The organism is Marinobacterium sp. BA1 (assembly GCF_041155135.1).
Classification (GTDB): Bacteria; Pseudomonadota; Gammaproteobacteria; order Pseudomonadales; family Balneatricaceae; genus Marinobacterium; species Marinobacterium iners.
In genome coordinates, this window is sequence record NZ_BAAFHC010000001.1 from 1,219,079 (window position 1) to 1,233,474 (window position 14,396).

General features: G+C 55.3%; 27 protein-coding genes. 20 read left to right on the forward strand and 7 right to left on the reverse strand.

Features of this window, described 5'->3' with window-relative positions:
• Window position 1: 1 nt before the first annotated feature.
• From ACAM29_RS05935 to ACAM29_RS05960, 6 genes are all read right to left on the reverse strand, one after another.
• Window positions 2-967, reverse strand: coding sequence for a DnaT-like ssDNA-binding domain-containing protein (locus ACAM29_RS05935; protein WP_369623531.1), 966 nt, complete (start codon window positions 965-967; stop codon window positions 2-4).
• The gene (locus tag ACAM29_RS05940) at window positions 967-1,452 is read right to left on the reverse strand and encodes an HNH endonuclease (protein ID WP_369623532.1); all 486 of its coding nucleotides are present in this window, start codon (window positions 1,450-1,452) and stop codon (window positions 967-969) included. The genes ACAM29_RS05935 and ACAM29_RS05940 overlap by 1 nt, the downstream gene beginning before the upstream one ends.
• A complete protein-coding gene (locus ACAM29_RS05945) occupies window positions 1,449-2,204 on the reverse strand; it encodes a Rha family transcriptional regulator (RefSeq protein WP_369623533.1) in 756 nt (251 codons plus the stop codon). The genes ACAM29_RS05940 and ACAM29_RS05945 overlap by 4 nt, the downstream gene beginning before the upstream one ends.
• 374 nt (window positions 2,205-2,578) lie before the next feature.
• The gene (locus tag ACAM29_RS05950) at window positions 2,579-3,208 is read right to left on the reverse strand and encodes a hypothetical protein (protein ID WP_369623534.1); all 630 of its coding nucleotides are present in this window, start codon (window positions 3,206-3,208) and stop codon (window positions 2,579-2,581) included.
• On the reverse strand, window positions 3,208-3,639 hold the full coding sequence (locus ACAM29_RS05955) for a phage regulatory CII family protein (protein ID WP_369623535.1): 432 nt from the start codon (window positions 3,637-3,639) through the stop codon (window positions 3,208-3,210). Before ACAM29_RS05955 ends, ACAM29_RS05950 begins: the two co-directional genes overlap by 1 nt.
• 43 nt (window positions 3,640-3,682) lie before the next feature.
• The gene (locus tag ACAM29_RS05960) at window positions 3,683-3,982 is read right to left on the reverse strand and encodes a Cro/CI family transcriptional regulator (protein WP_369623536.1); all 300 of its coding nucleotides are present in this window, start codon (window positions 3,980-3,982) and stop codon (window positions 3,683-3,685) included.
• Between ACAM29_RS05960 and ACAM29_RS05965 the strand changes: the two genes are divergently transcribed.
• Window positions 3,973-4,704 (forward strand): XRE family transcriptional regulator, encoded by a 732-nt coding sequence (locus tag ACAM29_RS05965; RefSeq protein WP_369623537.1) that lies wholly within the window; start codon window positions 3,973-3,975, stop codon window positions 4,702-4,704. The two genes, ACAM29_RS05960 and ACAM29_RS05965, sit on opposite strands and share 10 nt — an antisense overlap.
• Before the next feature lie 10 nt (window positions 4,705-4,714).
• Here the strand turns inward: ACAM29_RS05965 and ACAM29_RS05970 are convergent, their stop codons facing one another.
• Window positions 4,715-5,425: a BRCT domain-containing protein gene (locus ACAM29_RS05970; protein ID WP_369623538.1), complete on the reverse strand. Its 711-nt coding sequence runs from the start codon at window positions 5,423-5,425 to the stop codon at window positions 4,715-4,717.
• A 460-nt stretch (window positions 5,426-5,885) separates the two neighbouring features.
• Between ACAM29_RS05970 and ACAM29_RS05975 the strand changes: the two genes are divergently transcribed.
• The 19 genes from ACAM29_RS05975 (at window position 5,886) to ACAM29_RS06065 (ending at window position 14,170) form a co-directional block, all read left to right on the forward strand.
• Entirely contained in the window at window positions 5,886-6,038 is a 153-nt protein-coding gene (locus ACAM29_RS05975; protein WP_369623539.1) for a hypothetical protein, read from the forward strand.
• Entirely contained in the window at window positions 6,038-6,280 is a 243-nt protein-coding gene (locus ACAM29_RS05980; protein ID WP_369623540.1) for a hypothetical protein, read from the forward strand. The genes ACAM29_RS05975 and ACAM29_RS05980 overlap by 1 nt, the downstream gene beginning before the upstream one ends.
• Window positions 6,281-6,290: 10 nt before the next feature.
• Window positions 6,291-6,905 carry a 3'-5' exonuclease gene (locus ACAM29_RS05985; RefSeq protein WP_369623541.1) on the forward strand — a complete coding sequence of 205 codons (615 nt, stop codon included), beginning with the start codon at window positions 6,291-6,293 and terminating at the stop codon, window positions 6,903-6,905.
• A 2-nt stretch (window positions 6,906-6,907) separates the two neighbouring features.
• Window positions 6,908-7,849, forward strand: coding sequence for a recombination-associated protein RdgC (locus ACAM29_RS05990; protein WP_369623542.1), 942 nt, complete (start codon window positions 6,908-6,910; stop codon window positions 7,847-7,849).
• On the forward strand, window positions 7,846-8,091 hold the full coding sequence (locus tag ACAM29_RS05995; RefSeq protein WP_369623543.1) for a hypothetical protein: 246 nt from the start codon (window positions 7,846-7,848) through the stop codon (window positions 8,089-8,091). The genes ACAM29_RS05990 and ACAM29_RS05995 overlap by 4 nt, the downstream gene beginning before the upstream one ends.
• A complete protein-coding gene (locus ACAM29_RS06000) occupies window positions 8,088-8,585 on the forward strand; it encodes a hypothetical protein (RefSeq protein WP_369623544.1) in 498 nt (165 codons plus the stop codon). Before ACAM29_RS05995 ends, ACAM29_RS06000 begins: the two co-directional genes overlap by 4 nt.
• Window positions 8,582-9,511 (forward strand): hypothetical protein, encoded by a 930-nt coding sequence (locus ACAM29_RS06005; RefSeq protein WP_369623545.1) that lies wholly within the window; start codon window positions 8,582-8,584, stop codon window positions 9,509-9,511. The genes ACAM29_RS06000 and ACAM29_RS06005 overlap by 4 nt, the downstream gene beginning before the upstream one ends.
• A complete protein-coding gene (locus tag ACAM29_RS06010) occupies window positions 9,508-9,699 on the forward strand; it encodes a hypothetical protein (RefSeq protein ID WP_369623546.1) in 192 nt (63 codons plus the stop codon). Before ACAM29_RS06005 ends, ACAM29_RS06010 begins: the two co-directional genes overlap by 4 nt.
• Window positions 9,684-10,481 (forward strand): DUF3310 domain-containing protein, encoded by a 798-nt coding sequence (locus ACAM29_RS06015; protein WP_369623547.1) that lies wholly within the window; start codon window positions 9,684-9,686, stop codon window positions 10,479-10,481. Before ACAM29_RS06010 ends, ACAM29_RS06015 begins: the two co-directional genes overlap by 16 nt.
• Entirely contained in the window at window positions 10,478-11,362 is an 885-nt protein-coding gene (locus ACAM29_RS06020; protein WP_369623548.1) for a DNA cytosine methyltransferase, read from the forward strand. Before ACAM29_RS06015 ends, ACAM29_RS06020 begins: the two co-directional genes overlap by 4 nt.
• On the forward strand, window positions 11,359-11,628 hold the full coding sequence (locus ACAM29_RS06025; protein ID WP_369623549.1) for a hypothetical protein: 270 nt from the start codon (window positions 11,359-11,361) through the stop codon (window positions 11,626-11,628). The genes ACAM29_RS06020 and ACAM29_RS06025 overlap by 4 nt, the downstream gene beginning before the upstream one ends.
• Window positions 11,625-11,798 carry a hypothetical protein gene (locus ACAM29_RS06030; protein ID WP_369623550.1) on the forward strand — a complete coding sequence of 58 codons (174 nt, stop codon included), beginning with the start codon at window positions 11,625-11,627 and terminating at the stop codon, window positions 11,796-11,798. Before ACAM29_RS06025 ends, ACAM29_RS06030 begins: the two co-directional genes overlap by 4 nt.
• Window positions 11,795-12,295: a hypothetical protein gene (locus ACAM29_RS06035; protein WP_369623551.1), complete on the forward strand. Its 501-nt coding sequence runs from the start codon at window positions 11,795-11,797 to the stop codon at window positions 12,293-12,295. The genes ACAM29_RS06030 and ACAM29_RS06035 overlap by 4 nt, the downstream gene beginning before the upstream one ends.
• Entirely contained in the window at window positions 12,288-12,830 is a 543-nt protein-coding gene (locus tag ACAM29_RS06040; protein WP_369623552.1) for a hypothetical protein, read from the forward strand. The genes ACAM29_RS06035 and ACAM29_RS06040 overlap by 8 nt, the downstream gene beginning before the upstream one ends.
• Window positions 12,827-13,168 (forward strand): hypothetical protein, encoded by a 342-nt coding sequence (locus tag ACAM29_RS06045; RefSeq protein ID WP_369623553.1) that lies wholly within the window; start codon window positions 12,827-12,829, stop codon window positions 13,166-13,168. The genes ACAM29_RS06040 and ACAM29_RS06045 overlap by 4 nt, the downstream gene beginning before the upstream one ends.
• A complete protein-coding gene (locus tag ACAM29_RS06050) occupies window positions 13,165-13,428 on the forward strand; it encodes a hypothetical protein (RefSeq protein WP_369623554.1) in 264 nt (87 codons plus the stop codon). Before ACAM29_RS06045 ends, ACAM29_RS06050 begins: the two co-directional genes overlap by 4 nt.
• A gap of 100 nt (window positions 13,429-13,528) precedes the next feature.
• On the forward strand, window positions 13,529-13,807 hold the full coding sequence (locus ACAM29_RS06055; protein WP_369623555.1) for a hypothetical protein: 279 nt from the start codon (window positions 13,529-13,531) through the stop codon (window positions 13,805-13,807).
• On the forward strand, window positions 13,804-13,968 hold the full coding sequence (locus ACAM29_RS06060; RefSeq protein WP_369623556.1) for a hypothetical protein: 165 nt from the start codon (window positions 13,804-13,806) through the stop codon (window positions 13,966-13,968). The genes ACAM29_RS06055 and ACAM29_RS06060 overlap by 4 nt, the downstream gene beginning before the upstream one ends.
• 61 nt (window positions 13,969-14,029) lie before the next feature.
• Window positions 14,030-14,170 carry a hypothetical protein gene (locus ACAM29_RS06065; protein WP_369623557.1) on the forward strand — a complete coding sequence of 47 codons (141 nt, stop codon included), beginning with the start codon at window positions 14,030-14,032 and terminating at the stop codon, window positions 14,168-14,170.
• Window positions 14,171-14,396: the final 226 nt, after the last annotated feature.

A 14,396-nucleotide genomic window follows, 5' to 3' on the forward strand; every position in this document is an offset into this window, starting at 1 on the left:
CTCACCAGTCCGTGTCGCTAATATTCATGGTTGCTGCGGATATTGCGGCACGTTTCTGCTGGCGCGTAGCCTGGGTGCCACTTGCGCTGGTAGCAGTCCGCATGTTTTTGAATGCCCACTGCAACTGGCGAAGAAACTTCCTCTCCCATTCGTCCTGATCAAACTCAGACATAGCTCTGGACTCCTCGGTCCAGTAGTGCTGAAACTCCTCCAAGACCATTTGCATACCGTCGGGCCCTAGGGCAGATCCATACCGGGAGTGCCTCAACTGGAAGTCTTGCGACGGATACCACTCGAAGTGCATGGCGAACTGGTCCCGGCTCTGCGCTGGCGTTGGCACGGCCGGCAGGGTTTCGTCAGAAGCTGGATTGAACAGGTTGGACAGGAATTGGTCTTCGGTCTCGCGGCCCGGGATGGTACCGACATGCGTGTCGGTCGCATCGGTGTGTTCGTGATCAACGCAATCGTCCGAATTCGTGCTGCTGGACGCGCCAGCGTCATCAACAGGATTACTGGTATCTTGATTACTGGTATCTTGATTTGTCGGAGAATTTTCCGACCCTTCACGGATTTTTTTCCGACCTTGCTCGGATATTTTTCCGACCTTACCTCGGATATTTTTCCGACCCTTGCTCGGATATTTTTCCGACCCTTTGTGGTCATGATTCCAGGTCTTGCCGATGTCGGTCAGGCGCACCAGAGTGATGCTGCTGGTGTGTGACAGCTCGATCATGCCCTTGGCGGCAAGCTGCTTCAGCAGGCGGTATGCCGTGTCGATTTTGTCGGTCAGCAGGGGCAGTTCATCAACGATCTTCTGCTTGCTGAGCGCATAGAACACCGTGTCATCCTTTGTGACAGCCTTGCACCAGCTCGGGCACTCGTACACAAACGAGAACAGCAGCGCCTGCTGAGCGTTAAGGCCCCACTCAAGCGCTTTGGTTTGGTTGATGGATAGGGTGTATTGCATTAGACATCCTCCTCAGGCAAGGAAGCGCCTTTGATGCTGTTGCAGCGATGACACAGAACCTGAAGGTTATCCATGTCATCTGATCCGCCTCGTGACTCGGGGTAGATATGATCTATTGTCAGGTCATCAGTCGAGCCACAATGTTGACAGGTATAGCTATCCCGCTCTAATACAGAATTCCTGATCTTGCTCGATATTTTCCGTTTCTTGTAGGCCGGACGGGCTTTCTGGACCTCTGCAGACCATAGTTCAGGTACGAAAAAGAATCCCTGATGCCAGAGGGTGTTAATTTCTGTGCGCGCCTCTAGGACAGTAATGCCTGCAAATTCAGCAGCTGACTCTTCAAAGCGGCTGAAGTAGTCCTGCAATCCCATGTCCCGCATTTGAACAGGCTCGCCCAAGCTATCCATGATGTAGATAGCAACCAGTTTGGATGCCGGCTTGCCGTTGTAGGCCCATGCGCGCATTAACAATTCGCTGCTCACTGCATTACCTCCGAGCCATGCCCAATCTTGCCGTTCCATGTCTGCTTCATGGGCAGCAACTCCTTCGTGTACATCTGAAACAGGCGAACAGCGCCAGCACGCAAAAGCACAGGGTAATGGCGCTCGCGCTCCTCTTCAGTGGTGGGGTGTGTCCATATGGTGGTGCGCTCAGCCAGGTATTTGTCACGTACACGGCTGTTAACGCGCCAGCCGCTGAAACCATCACGGCGCAGCCAGCCCTGCTCAGCCAAATACTTCTGAACCTCTTGGCAGTTCACGCCGTTCAGCGTTTTGGCAAAGTCGACAATCTTCATGCCATCGATGAAATGAGCCTTCATGTGCTCCAGATCGCGGCTCACCTTCTGGTGTTCAATAGCCAACTGCTGGCGCTGCTCAACTGCATCAGCCCAGGCACGCGCGGCGGCTGCGGGGTTGGTGAAATCGGGCAACTGGTAAAGATTACTTACTTGTTGCTCAAGCTCCTGCCAGCGGTCTACCAGCCGGGCTGTGAACTCAGGGGATAGCTGCGCAACGATCACATAGCTGTCGCGCTTGCCGACTAAGTAGACGCTCACTGCCTGACCCAAGTGATTACGTACTTCCTCAATTTGAGGAAGTTGGATAACGCCCTTATTGGTCAAGGTCTCAATGGTGCGCTTTACATTGTCGTGGCGCTTTTCAACCAGATCAGCGATCTCATCACTGGTCATGGTGACTGTTTCGGTATTGCTCACTCGGATAACATCATTCATAATGAAGCCCTCTTTGAGTTAACCCGGTGCGGCTCCCCAGCCATTCAGCACCGGGTTTTCTTTTGTCTGGTAAGTGCCAAATCTGCCACCCACTGAACTGCACCCTCTTCCATGCCTGCGGGCCAGGATAAAAACCCAGCGGCTGAAGGCGCAGATCAGTGGCCCGTCTTTCCGAGCTGTCCGCGACCCTACTCACACCCGGCGCAGCCGAACTGCTGCTGTATTACCCTGTGCTTTCAGGAGAGCGCCTGACTAAAGGAGGCGTCATCGCTCTGCTGCAGATGTTTTTCCTATGCCGGGCACGGCCTAATACTGCTGGCGCTCTCTGCTAATCCCGGTCGGCGTTTTACCCCTCCGCAGGGCCACAACCAGCGTTACACGTCTTGCTGGTAAACTTTTTCCAAATGGTTGGCTGTGCAGTTCAACATCGCAGCAGCAGCCGGAAATCGGGCCTTAACGCAGTCCGAAAACTCACGCAGGAAAAGAAGGCAATCATCAACACTGGAAGGCTTGCGCCGCTCGGCGGTCAGCTTTCGCACCTCAGCCAGCGCCAAATCAATCGTGCGCTGATCCAGATCGATCACCGGCAAGGGCTCACACACCTGCGCTTCAAAAATCACCTCATCAGCGCCAGCTTTAGCTTCAGGCAGAGCACCGAATACAGGGATATCCACGAATTCATCCTGTGCGGCTTCAACAGCCTCTGTGGCAGCTTCCGGCTCGGCAGGGTTCTCCTGTTCAGCGGCCTGCTGGGCTGCCTTTGGCCCCGGAAGCTCACCACATTCAAGCGATGCGCGGCCTGCGTCAGTCAGGTAGTACGCATTCTTTTCTCCCTGCTGGCCTGTTTTGACAATCAAGCCTCGTCCGGTCATATCTACGATGGCTGAGTGGATGACCCGATGAGTCAACGAGGCTGTGCGCGCACACAGCTGGCCGCCTGTCAGCCCTGGTGATGTATGGATGAGTTCGAGCAAATCAAAAATGCATTGATCATGGGTCGTCATCACTTATGCTCCTTGATCGCCAGGCGCATGCTCATCAGCGCATCGATCGCCTCATTGATTTCACGCTGCATCTCGTTGCGCTCGCGGTTGGTCAGCTTGCCGTCTTCCAGCGAGTCATGAACGGCACGGGATACATCCCCGCACTCAGCCACCACCGTCAGCATTGCGTCCATAAGCGAATCGGCTTTTGCTTTCACCGGGCCAAGTGCGTTCACGCCCAGCTCAAGACACATCGCCTCAACAATGCGCGTGCTCTGCGTGTGGCGTTGCAACGCCATCAGCTCATGAACACTGAACTTGTTGGCCTCGCACTGAGGGTTTGCCTTGTTAATCAGTATCTGGTGTGACATACCCAGCCGCTCAGCCAGCTGTTTTGGCGCCAGCTCAGCGTTGTGAACGGTGTCGTAAATTGCGGAATCGATGTGGTCCATATTGAGCCGTCCTTTTTAAATGAGATATTTCAGTTGTTCGTGGTTATGCTGCAGATGTAGATGGTTGGTCATGAGCACGATCAGCTTTAAGTGCACCACCTGTGATCAACTGGATTTGGAATGCACGCAGAGAGGGAACCTCTTCAGGCCACTTACTAATGGCAGGCTGACTGATCGGGAAGCCATGAGCTGTGAGCCTGCGCGCAAGCTCGCTCTGACTCTTAAAGTGCTGCAAGACTTCAGTTTTCTTCATCTGCTTTATACCCTGAGTTATAGCCAACAGATGAATAATAACTTTAGTTATAAATAAATCAATACCTGAGGGAATTTGAGATGGGCTCACTTGCCTATAACATGGGTTATATGGAAGACATCATCTCGCGCAATATCGCCCACCTCATGAACAAACGAGGCCTTTCCCAGAAGGCTCTCGCGGACGCCACTGGGGTTTCACAGCCAACTATCCACAAGATCATCTCCGGGAAGACGGACAATTCGCGTTATCTATGGAAGATAGCTAAGGCCCTGGGCTGCGAAGTCGAAGATTTGCACAATCAAAGTTTGCTGGTATTCGACGAGATCAAGAAAGGCAAGGAAGCGAAAATCAAGGAGTCAGCGGGTATCTATCAGCCAGCTTCAGAGGTATTTGAAGTGCCTGTCAGGAATGCAGAGATTTCTGCAGGCAATGGGATATGTGTTGACCATGACAGGGTAGTTGAAACAGTGCCTGTATCGCTTTCCAGACTCAGTGCCATGGGCGTTGATCCACACGCCGCTCAGATTGTAAACGTAAACGGTGAATCCATGGAGCCGACACTAATGCATGGTGATCAGGTGATGGTGAACTTGGCCGCCACCCGATTGCTTGATGGAAAGGTCTATGCATTTGAATTTGAGGGCGAAACAAGAGTAAAACGCTTTGCCCGCAGGATTGATGGTGCGTGGCGTATCATCAGTGACAATTCAGACAAAAACCACTATCCGGATGAGGTTCTGGCAAATCACAATCTGGACTGCATTCGCATCATCGGCCAAGTGGTAGGGTTAACATTCAGGCAAATTTAGACGCCTACTTTCACACATCGTCGTATCGTGCCGCCTCAAGGTTCTTGTGGAGAGTGGCTCTTAATGCCTGAAGAAGACGCTCTTCAGATATCAAGTTTATGCCGTACCCTGCCGCGCGGATCTCGATAGCGTACTCTATCTTTCGTCCATAGTTGCCGTGCACCCAGTCACGGCTGGCGAAAGTACCCACCACAACATAGTCGGTTGAACGGTTTGGCTTGCGGACGCATGCGCCACCGCGCTTGGTGATTTCTTGCTCTACCTCCTTCCGCTTACCGCTACAGAACTCACCTGTAACCGTAAACACCATCCCGTCGAACACAACATCTACATCATCATTGATTGGCAGTTCGGTTGGGCCAAGCTTGCGAAGAACCTCGCCTGTGGAGTAATCCACTTTCTCTGCGACTGCTTGAACCTGTCCACCGATTACAGACTTAAGCAACAGTAGCAGTTCTGATGCTTCTTTCTGATCCAAAACACCATCACGTAAAGCATCCGCCAGTCTTTCAATAATAACATTGCCAGGGTATACCGACGCCAGCTCTGCATTGGCAGATAGCCATGCGAACAGATTCTCTGCCTCCCGCTGGTTCACATCGCCATCAAAGGCAATTCCACGACAAATCCCCAGTAGTTCATCGATATCCCGAGTTACCCGAGCTGTGCGCTGAATGCGCTGTGAAATTGGCTGTCCGTGGTCATCTGTTGGTACCTGCATCCTATAACCTCCCTGATTAACCCCTCTCAAGAAGACCACTTTCACGCACTTCCGGAAAGGCTTAGAAAAAAAAATATAACTTTGGTTATTGTCATGAATTATAACTTTGGTTATATTTTGGTTATCGGAAGGGTATAGCTAGATAACTTCCGCAGCAGGCCAAACCTGCACCGCTCTTTAAAAAACAAGATCCTCGCGGCCAGATCCCGGCGCCAGTCGGCACAGCGCGAGCAATAAACTTCTGGCCCATGGTGGCTCTGACCCACCCACGGCACCGCCGTGCTTCCCATCGCTCCCTGCGCGGATGCCTCAGAACGGCAGCAGTCCCGAGTACAGCGTGACGGTTGATAAACCATCGCCAAGCTGACAGTGGCGAGTAACTGCAGCACACCGCAACACCTGCACATTATCGCTGCGCATTCCACCGAGTGCGCAGCCGTAACGAAACAGGAGAACCGCAATGGAAGCATTCTACCTATTGGCCTTTTGCCTTGGCATCTGCGCCATTTTCTTCGCTGGCTGGTGCGTCATGGTTGTAGGTACCGTCATCCATGCTGTGTACAAGGGTGACAACGTCTACATCCGCATCAAGCCATTACTGGATGAATTGTGATGCAGACCCCCTTCCCCCACCTGCTAACCCAAACCGCCAACCGCTACCGCCAGCGCAAACGCCTGACCGGTGGGCTGGTGATCTTTAACGCAGGCGTCCCAACCAGCTGGATAGACACCCTGCGTGACCCGCACAAATGGCAACCCGGCATCGCCGCCATCGATGAGCATGGCACCCACTGGATCGCCTGGGGCGGTAACCCAATTGACGGCGCCGAATTCTGGCGGCTAATCAAATCGTAAGGAGAACAGCGTGCTCAACCACGTAATGCTCGACCTCGAAACCATGGACACCCGCCCCACTGCCGCCATTGTCGCCATCGGCGCAGTGGCCTTTAACCCGCACATGGGCAAAGTCGACCGCGAAGGAGGCTTCTACGTCACCGTAGACCTGCAGAGCTGCCTTGATGCAGGCCTGACCGTCAGCGGCAGCACCATCAACTTCTGGCTCAAGCAGAGAGAAGAAGCGCGCCAACAGATCACCGGCTGGTCAGAACCGCTGGAAGAGGCTTTGAGGGCGCTGGAAGGCTGGCTGCACAACCTTAACGTCGCGGCCTGCCCGCCTGATGGCGACCCCTACGGCCCGCATCTCGAAATCTGGGGCAACGGCGCAGACTTCGACAACGTGATACTGGCAAACGCCTACCGCGTGGCCGGTTTCGATCTGCCCTGGGGCCGGTACCACAACCGCTGCTACCGCACGCTGAAAAAGCAGTTCCCCAACATCGAGATCCAGCGCACGGGCATCCACCACTGCGCCATCGATGACGCTGCCAGCCAAGCCGAACACGCCTGCCGGATCATCCAGTACCTGGATGACCTGAAGCGCCTTGGCTACCAGAACGCAAAACAGAAAGAGGCTATCTGACCATGTTCGCACCCAAAAACATCATCGCCTACACCGTTACAGGCCTGCCGCCCGTTCACGACCTCGAAGCTGCCTTGCGTGAACACATCTTCAAGCCGCGTGGCGCATCAGAACTTAGCCGCTCCGGCTGGGCAGAGCCAGCGCCAGACGTGTTCGCAGAGGAAACACTGGTGATCGACAGCAACGGCATGCTGCTGATCACCCTGAAAGAACAGGAAGCCGACCTGAAAAGCTCCGTTGTGCGCGAAGCACTGGACGAACGTGTGGCGCTGATCGAAGCCGAGCAGTCCCGCAAGGTCTACCGAAAGGAAAAGCTTAAGCTCAAGGATGAAGTGATCCTCGACATGCTGCCCCGGGCATTCAACAAAACGCGCACCACCAATGCCCTGATCAATCCAGCTGGCGGCTACATCTTCATTGACGCATCAAGCCACACCAAAGCCGAAAACCTGCTGAACCAGCTACGTCAGGCGCTGGGCTCACTCAAGGTCACACTGATCCAGACCCTGCACCCTTTAGACAAGGTGATGACCACCTGGCTACAGGGTGCCAGCATGCCGAAAGGCTTTGCGCTTGAAGATGAGTGCGTGCTGATCGATCCGATGCTTGAAGCCGGACGGATCGCAGCCAAAGGTCAGGACCTACTCAGTGAAGAGATCACCGCCCACATTGCCGGGGGCTACTACGTCCGACGCCTGGCGCTGGAGTGGATGCAGCAGTTCCGGTTCGTACTGCACTCGGACCTCAGTATTCACCGCCTGCGCATGGTGGATGAATACCGCGATTACCTTGAGGCTGAAACGCCTGAAGACGCAGAAGCAGCCATTCTTGCAGATGTATGGCGCTGGAATGTGCAACTCACCCAGCTGACGAACGAACTGATTGCCGCATTTGGTGGATCAGATTACCAGCTGGCACAGGAGACAGACGGGGTGGCGGCATGAAGCTCTCGATGAACGGCTTCAGACGCAACCTGAGCGATGAAGTTAACCGCCTCCGCAATGAGATCAACTCCTTCTTGAATGACGAGCACGTCGACAAAGAAGACCTCGCCAGCGCCATGAATGAAGTCATCTGCATGATTAACGGACTCAATTGTGTGTACGTGGAGGGTGACCCCGACTTTACCGACATTGGCCACATTGAGGTTGAGCTTTTGGAATATAACGGAGAGCAAGCAGCATGAACCCCATGACCCAATACCCACCTCGCCCAACACTCACAGGCGACCTTCTCAAAACTGCAGTGCGGGCATTCCTGGACAAGAACCCAGACCTTGTTGAAAAACTCTGCAGCGACGCAGACGACATTGCCAGCCAGTACCACTTGGGCATGGGCGGCTTCGAGCTGTGCAAGCGCCTTGAAAAGTGGTGTGACTGGGACACCGACCGGGAAGATATGGAAACGCTGGATGAGCTGGATTACTTCGCCCGCCAGCAGCTCAAAGAAGCCGAGCGGCGCTGGCTGAAACACAACAACATCCAGCCTCCCTATCCGATCGGCAGTCGCATCAAATGCACGCAGCGCGGACGAACCGGCGTGATTGATGAGGTGTGCGAATACAGCCCCGGTTGTTACCTGGTGATTCCAGACGAACGCAGCGAAGCAGAAGCGAAAGCCGGTGTGCGCTGGGTTTGTGAGTTTGAAAAAGTCGAACTGGTAGAACAGGAGGCCGCATGACCACCCTCACCCGCCACACCGAACCCAGCCCCGCCCAGATCGCGGCAGCGCTGGAACAGTTCGAGATCCAGCAGCTCAAGGATCAACTGCGCCAGCAGCGCATTGCCCACACCGAAGAACTCAGCGCCGCCAAACGCCAGGCCGAACAGGAACCGCTTGAGCGCATGATCGAACGCTGGAACGGCTACCCTGCCGCCATCCAGCGTGCCGAAAAGGCCGAAGCCGCCGAAGTCAAAGCCCGTGCCGAGCATGCACTGGTCACCGAATCGCTCACCACCGCGATGGAGAACGCAGCCAAGTATCAGCAACTGGCCGAGCACTACCAGCGCCAGTGTGAGCAGATGCTCGACAAGAACAACGCCAACGTCGACAAGGCGAACGAAACCATCGAGCGCCTGCAGGAACAGATCCGGTCACTCAACGCCCAGATCCGCATCTACCGGGAAATGAACCCCGACAAGATGAAAAAGCAGGTCAAACGGCTGCAGGACAAAAACAAGGATCTGACCGCCCGCAACGAAACCGCCGTCCGCTCAGCCGAGCAGCTCAAGAAGGACAAGGCGGCACTGGCGCGGGAGCTGGACGCCACCCGGCAAATGAACCGCGATCTGCAAGACAGCCTCGATGACATGACCGCCATCGCAGAAGGCAATGCAGACCCCGAGCAGTACAAATGGGCCTACAAGGACGACACATGGGGCATCACCGGCCACGACCGCAACACCCGTGACTGGATCTTCATTGAACACCTGCCAACCGGGCAGCGCCGCGTACTCACACACCAGACCGGTGACGTGATGCGCACCGAGCCGATCCCGGCAGACATTAAGGCGATTGCTCAGCAGTGGGTCGTGAAGTACCACAAGCTGCAAGAAGCCATCGACACCCTCAGCGCACCCGCGAGAACTGAACAGGATGCATCATGAAACCATTCAACCCACCCGCCGACCTGCCGGCACTGGGCAAGCCCCTGATCATCGAACTAATCACCGGGCGCCAGATTGAAGGCGTCCGCCCCAACCACCCCGGCAACACCGACTCCGCCCCGATCTGGCACGACATGAAGGGCAACCGTATCAATCCAGAGGAGATAGCAGGATGGAAGCTGAAATGAGCCGTATGGATGTAGTCGGCCAGAACGGAAACGACGGCCTGCACTACCTGGAAGACGCAGGCGACGAACAGCACCGCGTCGACAAGCGCATCGAGCCAGTCGACCAGCGACCGGCCACCGCTCACTACTGGAGCACCGGTGGCGCCGGCCACGTTCCCGGCTGGTACAAAGTAGCGCACGATGGCGAGTGGTGGTTCTGGCGCACTGATAGGGATTGCTGGCTGCACGCCCCCTGTCCAGCGGATGATGTGTTAAACAACCTTGAAGCACTGCCGCCACTCGACACCGCCACCCACGTAATCGGCAGCTACTATTTCCGGCTGGGCCAGTATGGCTGGGAGCACTGGGAAAGCGGCTTGAAACAATGGATTGGCTGCACAGCTCCCAACCCCGGCAGCGTAGACCGCGTTATTCATCCACGCGTCACGCTCAACCAACCGGAGATTCCGGACAGTTCAGACCATATTCCCGACGCCGGGAAAATGATCGAAGGCGATCCCACAGCGCTCGAAGCAAAGCGCCAGCAGCTGAAGCAGGACCATTCCGGTGACGACACCAAAATGGTCGAGCCGGTACGCGCGCTCGATACACAGGAAGGCGGCGACCACTACAAGTCCCTGAAGATCCAGCCAGTCGAGTACATCCACGCCAACGGCATCGGTTACTTCGAGGGCTGCGTGATCAAGTACGTCACCCGCTGGCGATCCAAAAACGGCACCGAGGATCTGCGCAAAGCCCGGCACTTCATCGACCTTCTGATTGAGCTGGAGAAAGATCAGTGACCCCCACCATCAACTCCTACTTCAGCGGAGGCGGTCTAATGGACATAGGCCTGCTGCAGGCCGGGCTGCAGATCGGCAAGTCCTACGAGATCGACCCAACCTGCTGCCGAGTGCAGGCCGACAACCTGGGCGAACACGTCCAGCAGACCGACATCTCCGAAAAGCTGGTTGCCGGTGATGACTGTGACGGCATGGTGTTCACCTACCCCTGCACCAAGTACAGCACCATTGCCGACATACACGGCACCCGCACCGGTGACGAGCTGTTCCTGCATGCCCTGCGTCACCTCGCCATCGCACGGCCAGAAGTCTACGCAGTCGAGAACGTCCCCGGCATGCGGGCCTTTCCGGTCGTCATGGAAGCCATGACGCAGATGCCGGACTATTTCGTGCAAGTGTTCTGCCCCATCGCCAGCAGCACCTGGCTACCGCAGCGCCGGGACAGGCTGATCATCATTGGCAGTCGCCGCCGGTTTAACTGGCGCCAGCCAGAGCAAGGCAAACAGATACCACTGTCGGCCATCCTGGAAGAAGAGCCCCGCATCACCATGCCCAAGGCTGTGGCCAAACGCATGAATGGTGCCTATCGGGATCTGCCGATCATCAGCGACCCAGCCCGGGGCGACATAGCCCCCACCTGCGTTGCCCACTATGCCAAGGACAAAAGCACCCGCCTGATCGCAGACAAGCGGTACCCACTGGGCGTGCGCCCCTACTCCGTCCGCGAATATGCCCGCCTGCAGGGTGTGCCCGACTGGTATCAATTCAACTGCAGCGACACCGACGCCTACCGCATGATCGGCAACGGCGTCAGCGTACCGGTGGGCGAATGGCTGGGCCGCGAGTTTCAGCGTTATTTCGGATTTGAGGAATCAGCATGACCACCACACCCTACCGCCCAAGTAATGGCACCGAAGGCGAGTGCTTCATGAGCAAATTCTGCGAGCAGTGCAAGCGCGACATTAACCAGGACTGCTCGATCATTACTGCCACCATGGCCTTTGATATCAGCGACCCCGAATACCCGGCGGAATGGGTAGAGGATGAGTCTGGCCCACGTTGCACGGCCTTTGAGCCCATTGGTGATGCCGCCGCAACGCCTCGCTGTGACAAGACCGTTGATATGTTTCCGGAGGCGCCTGTATGACCCAGCCAAAGGCATACCCAAAAGGCGGACGCTGCGCCGCCTGCCAGCACCGTGACGCCGACTGCAGCTGGCGTGACTTTGAAAGCATGCAGCCGCTGGTGGCCAAAGACAAAAGCGACGAGCAGCTGGTGATCGTTAAATGCACAGGGTTTGAGAGGACCGAGCGATGAACGATATAGAGAAAATGCGCAGCGATCTGGAGCGCCTGCAGCAGCGGGTAGGCACCCGCAAGGCAAAAGGCATAACTGGTGATGACCGGGTGATTGCCCGGATGATTGGCCGCAAGGTGGAGCTGGAGCGTGCGATTGGAGTGATTGAGCAACTGCATGCCGAGGTGGAGCGACTGACGGATACCAACAAACAATTCGGAAAGATCATCCACGACCAAGTTGTCGCAAACCAAGCGGCATGGATCGAATGGCAGCACGGCAAAGGCGCAGAGGCCGCCATGGCGTGGGTGCAAAACGGCTTGCTTGGACCCGGCCACATACCTGACGAGAGCGAGCCTTGGGCCAAAGATCCTCAAGCCTACTACGACGCCAACAAAGCAGATCCCTTCCCTGCCTGCCACTGCGGACGCCCCTCGAACCAGCTCTGGATGGGGCATGGCGCATGCTGTCATGAGCACATGATGGAAATTAAGCGAAAGGTGAAAGCGGATGAATAAGGACAATAAAACCTTGATAGATGACGTGCGTGTCATTTACGAAAAAATGATCAAGCTGGGCGGTGAAATGCGCAGTGCTGCAATGTCAGCGGATGAGCGAATATCCGAGATACAAGAGGAGAACTCGAAGCTGCAGGCCGAGGTGGAGCGGTTGCGTACCGCCAACATCGACAGCGTTGCAGTGTGCGAGCAGGCACTGCAGGCGAAGGCGGAAGCAGAGCAAGAGCGCGATCAACTGATCGCCTATCAGGCTGAACTGGTGCGCGAACTGACATCATGCCAGTCAGTGCTGCACATGCTTGCTCATGCCGGCGAAGTAACACCAGTGTATGCAGATGATGCAAAGGCTGTGCTTAAGCGGAAGTCAGAGCACAGCTTAGCCCAGCACGATGCCGAGGTGATTGAGCAGTTTGCCAGAGAGCTGGGCGTTTTCGATCCTGAATACGATGATCAGGAATACATCGAGGTGCCACGATACACCATCAAGGATTACGCCAACCAACTCCGCCAGCAAGCCAATGAGGTGCAGTCGTGACCAGAGATGAAGCACGGACGGCGTTCGATAAATCCGGACTGAAGTACGACGACTTGACACGCCATAACCTGCAGCAGCTCCGCAATCTGATAAATCAGGAGATGGTCGAATCGGGACTGATTCGAGAGTCACTCCGGTGCAAGCAGCGCCCTATTTTAAAGCCTGACAATAAACGCGGCATATGGGCAACCATCCGCTGCAAGGCGCTTTACTTCGATGATCGTGAGGCGGTGAGCTTCAACCCAGACGGCTTTATCGGCTTCGCTGGCTGGGCTGATCAGAGAAATGTACAGCCTATCCTGAAGGGCTTTTGCAAATGGGTGGAGGTGCAGTCGTGATAGTCCTATCTGACGAATACATAAACTCGCTGTTCATTGGCACGAATTTTGGTGACTTGGTGAACGGCAGCGTTGCCGAGAAGCGGAAGTTGATTATCAAGAACCTGAAGAATCAGCTCGACGGTTATTGGTCTGGCCATACCATTTACAACATTCTGGTTCATGGCGGTTTTTTGCATGACGCGAAAACCAGCGAACAAAAAAGACTGACCGCTTTAGGTATCGTCTTCCTCAGAGAAGCAGAGGAGGTGCAGTCGTGACAGGCAACAAATTCTTTCGCGCCCTGCCCTACATCGCCATCGTGATTGTTGTAGCAGTGGTGTTCGGTGTCGGATATGGGATTTATCAGTGGGTGGCGGGATGAGCATTCTCAGCAGAATAACCGGACGCAGGTATCACTATCTTGTTCGGTTCCGGTACCGACCTCATCGCGGCAATGACAGCCAGTACGCCGATAACGTGGTGACCATCTGGATAGATGATCAACGGCTGATCAACGATCAAAGAATGCTCAAACAAACTTTCTGTAGCATTGGGAAGCTTCCGCTATGGATGGGGAAAAATGGAACGCTGCAGATCGAGCAGATCAATTATCTCGGTTGGTTCAAGCCGAAGAAGGTAGTGAGGGATGAAGCATGACCTACATCGGCCAAGGCATAGCTCTCGCCGGACTGGCAATCGCGGCAGCCATGCTTGAAATCCACGATAAGAACGCAGCCGGGCTTTGGGTGATAATCGTTCTTTGGTGGGTATTTGCAGACTGGCATCCAAAGGAAAAAGCCAATGACCCTACCTCTTGATGTACCTCGGTGCGCTGGTCGGTACGACTTCGACCCGGACGGGGAATGGTGCCCGGAGCGCATGAGTTGTGAGCGATATCGCGCTTGGATGCTGGGCGATGAAGAGGCCGGCATAGAGCACTACAAAGGCATCCCAGTGACGATGGCGCAGCGGGATTGCACGGACAAGATTGAGGTTGGAAATGAAATGCAGAACCTGTGATGTTGAAATACCCGGCCCGAACGGTAGTAGCTTTTACGGCTCTATCGGCGTAGATGGCGCGCAGTGCGAGAAGTGCGCGGTAGATGAATATAAAGCGGATAACCTGTTCTGGAATATTCCGATAATGGTTAATCCTCGCGGCATTTTGTCGCTGGATAACGCCTCATACATGAAACCACCAAAACCCGCAGAAGCCCGGCCACCCCAGCCGCAATACTGGGACTGG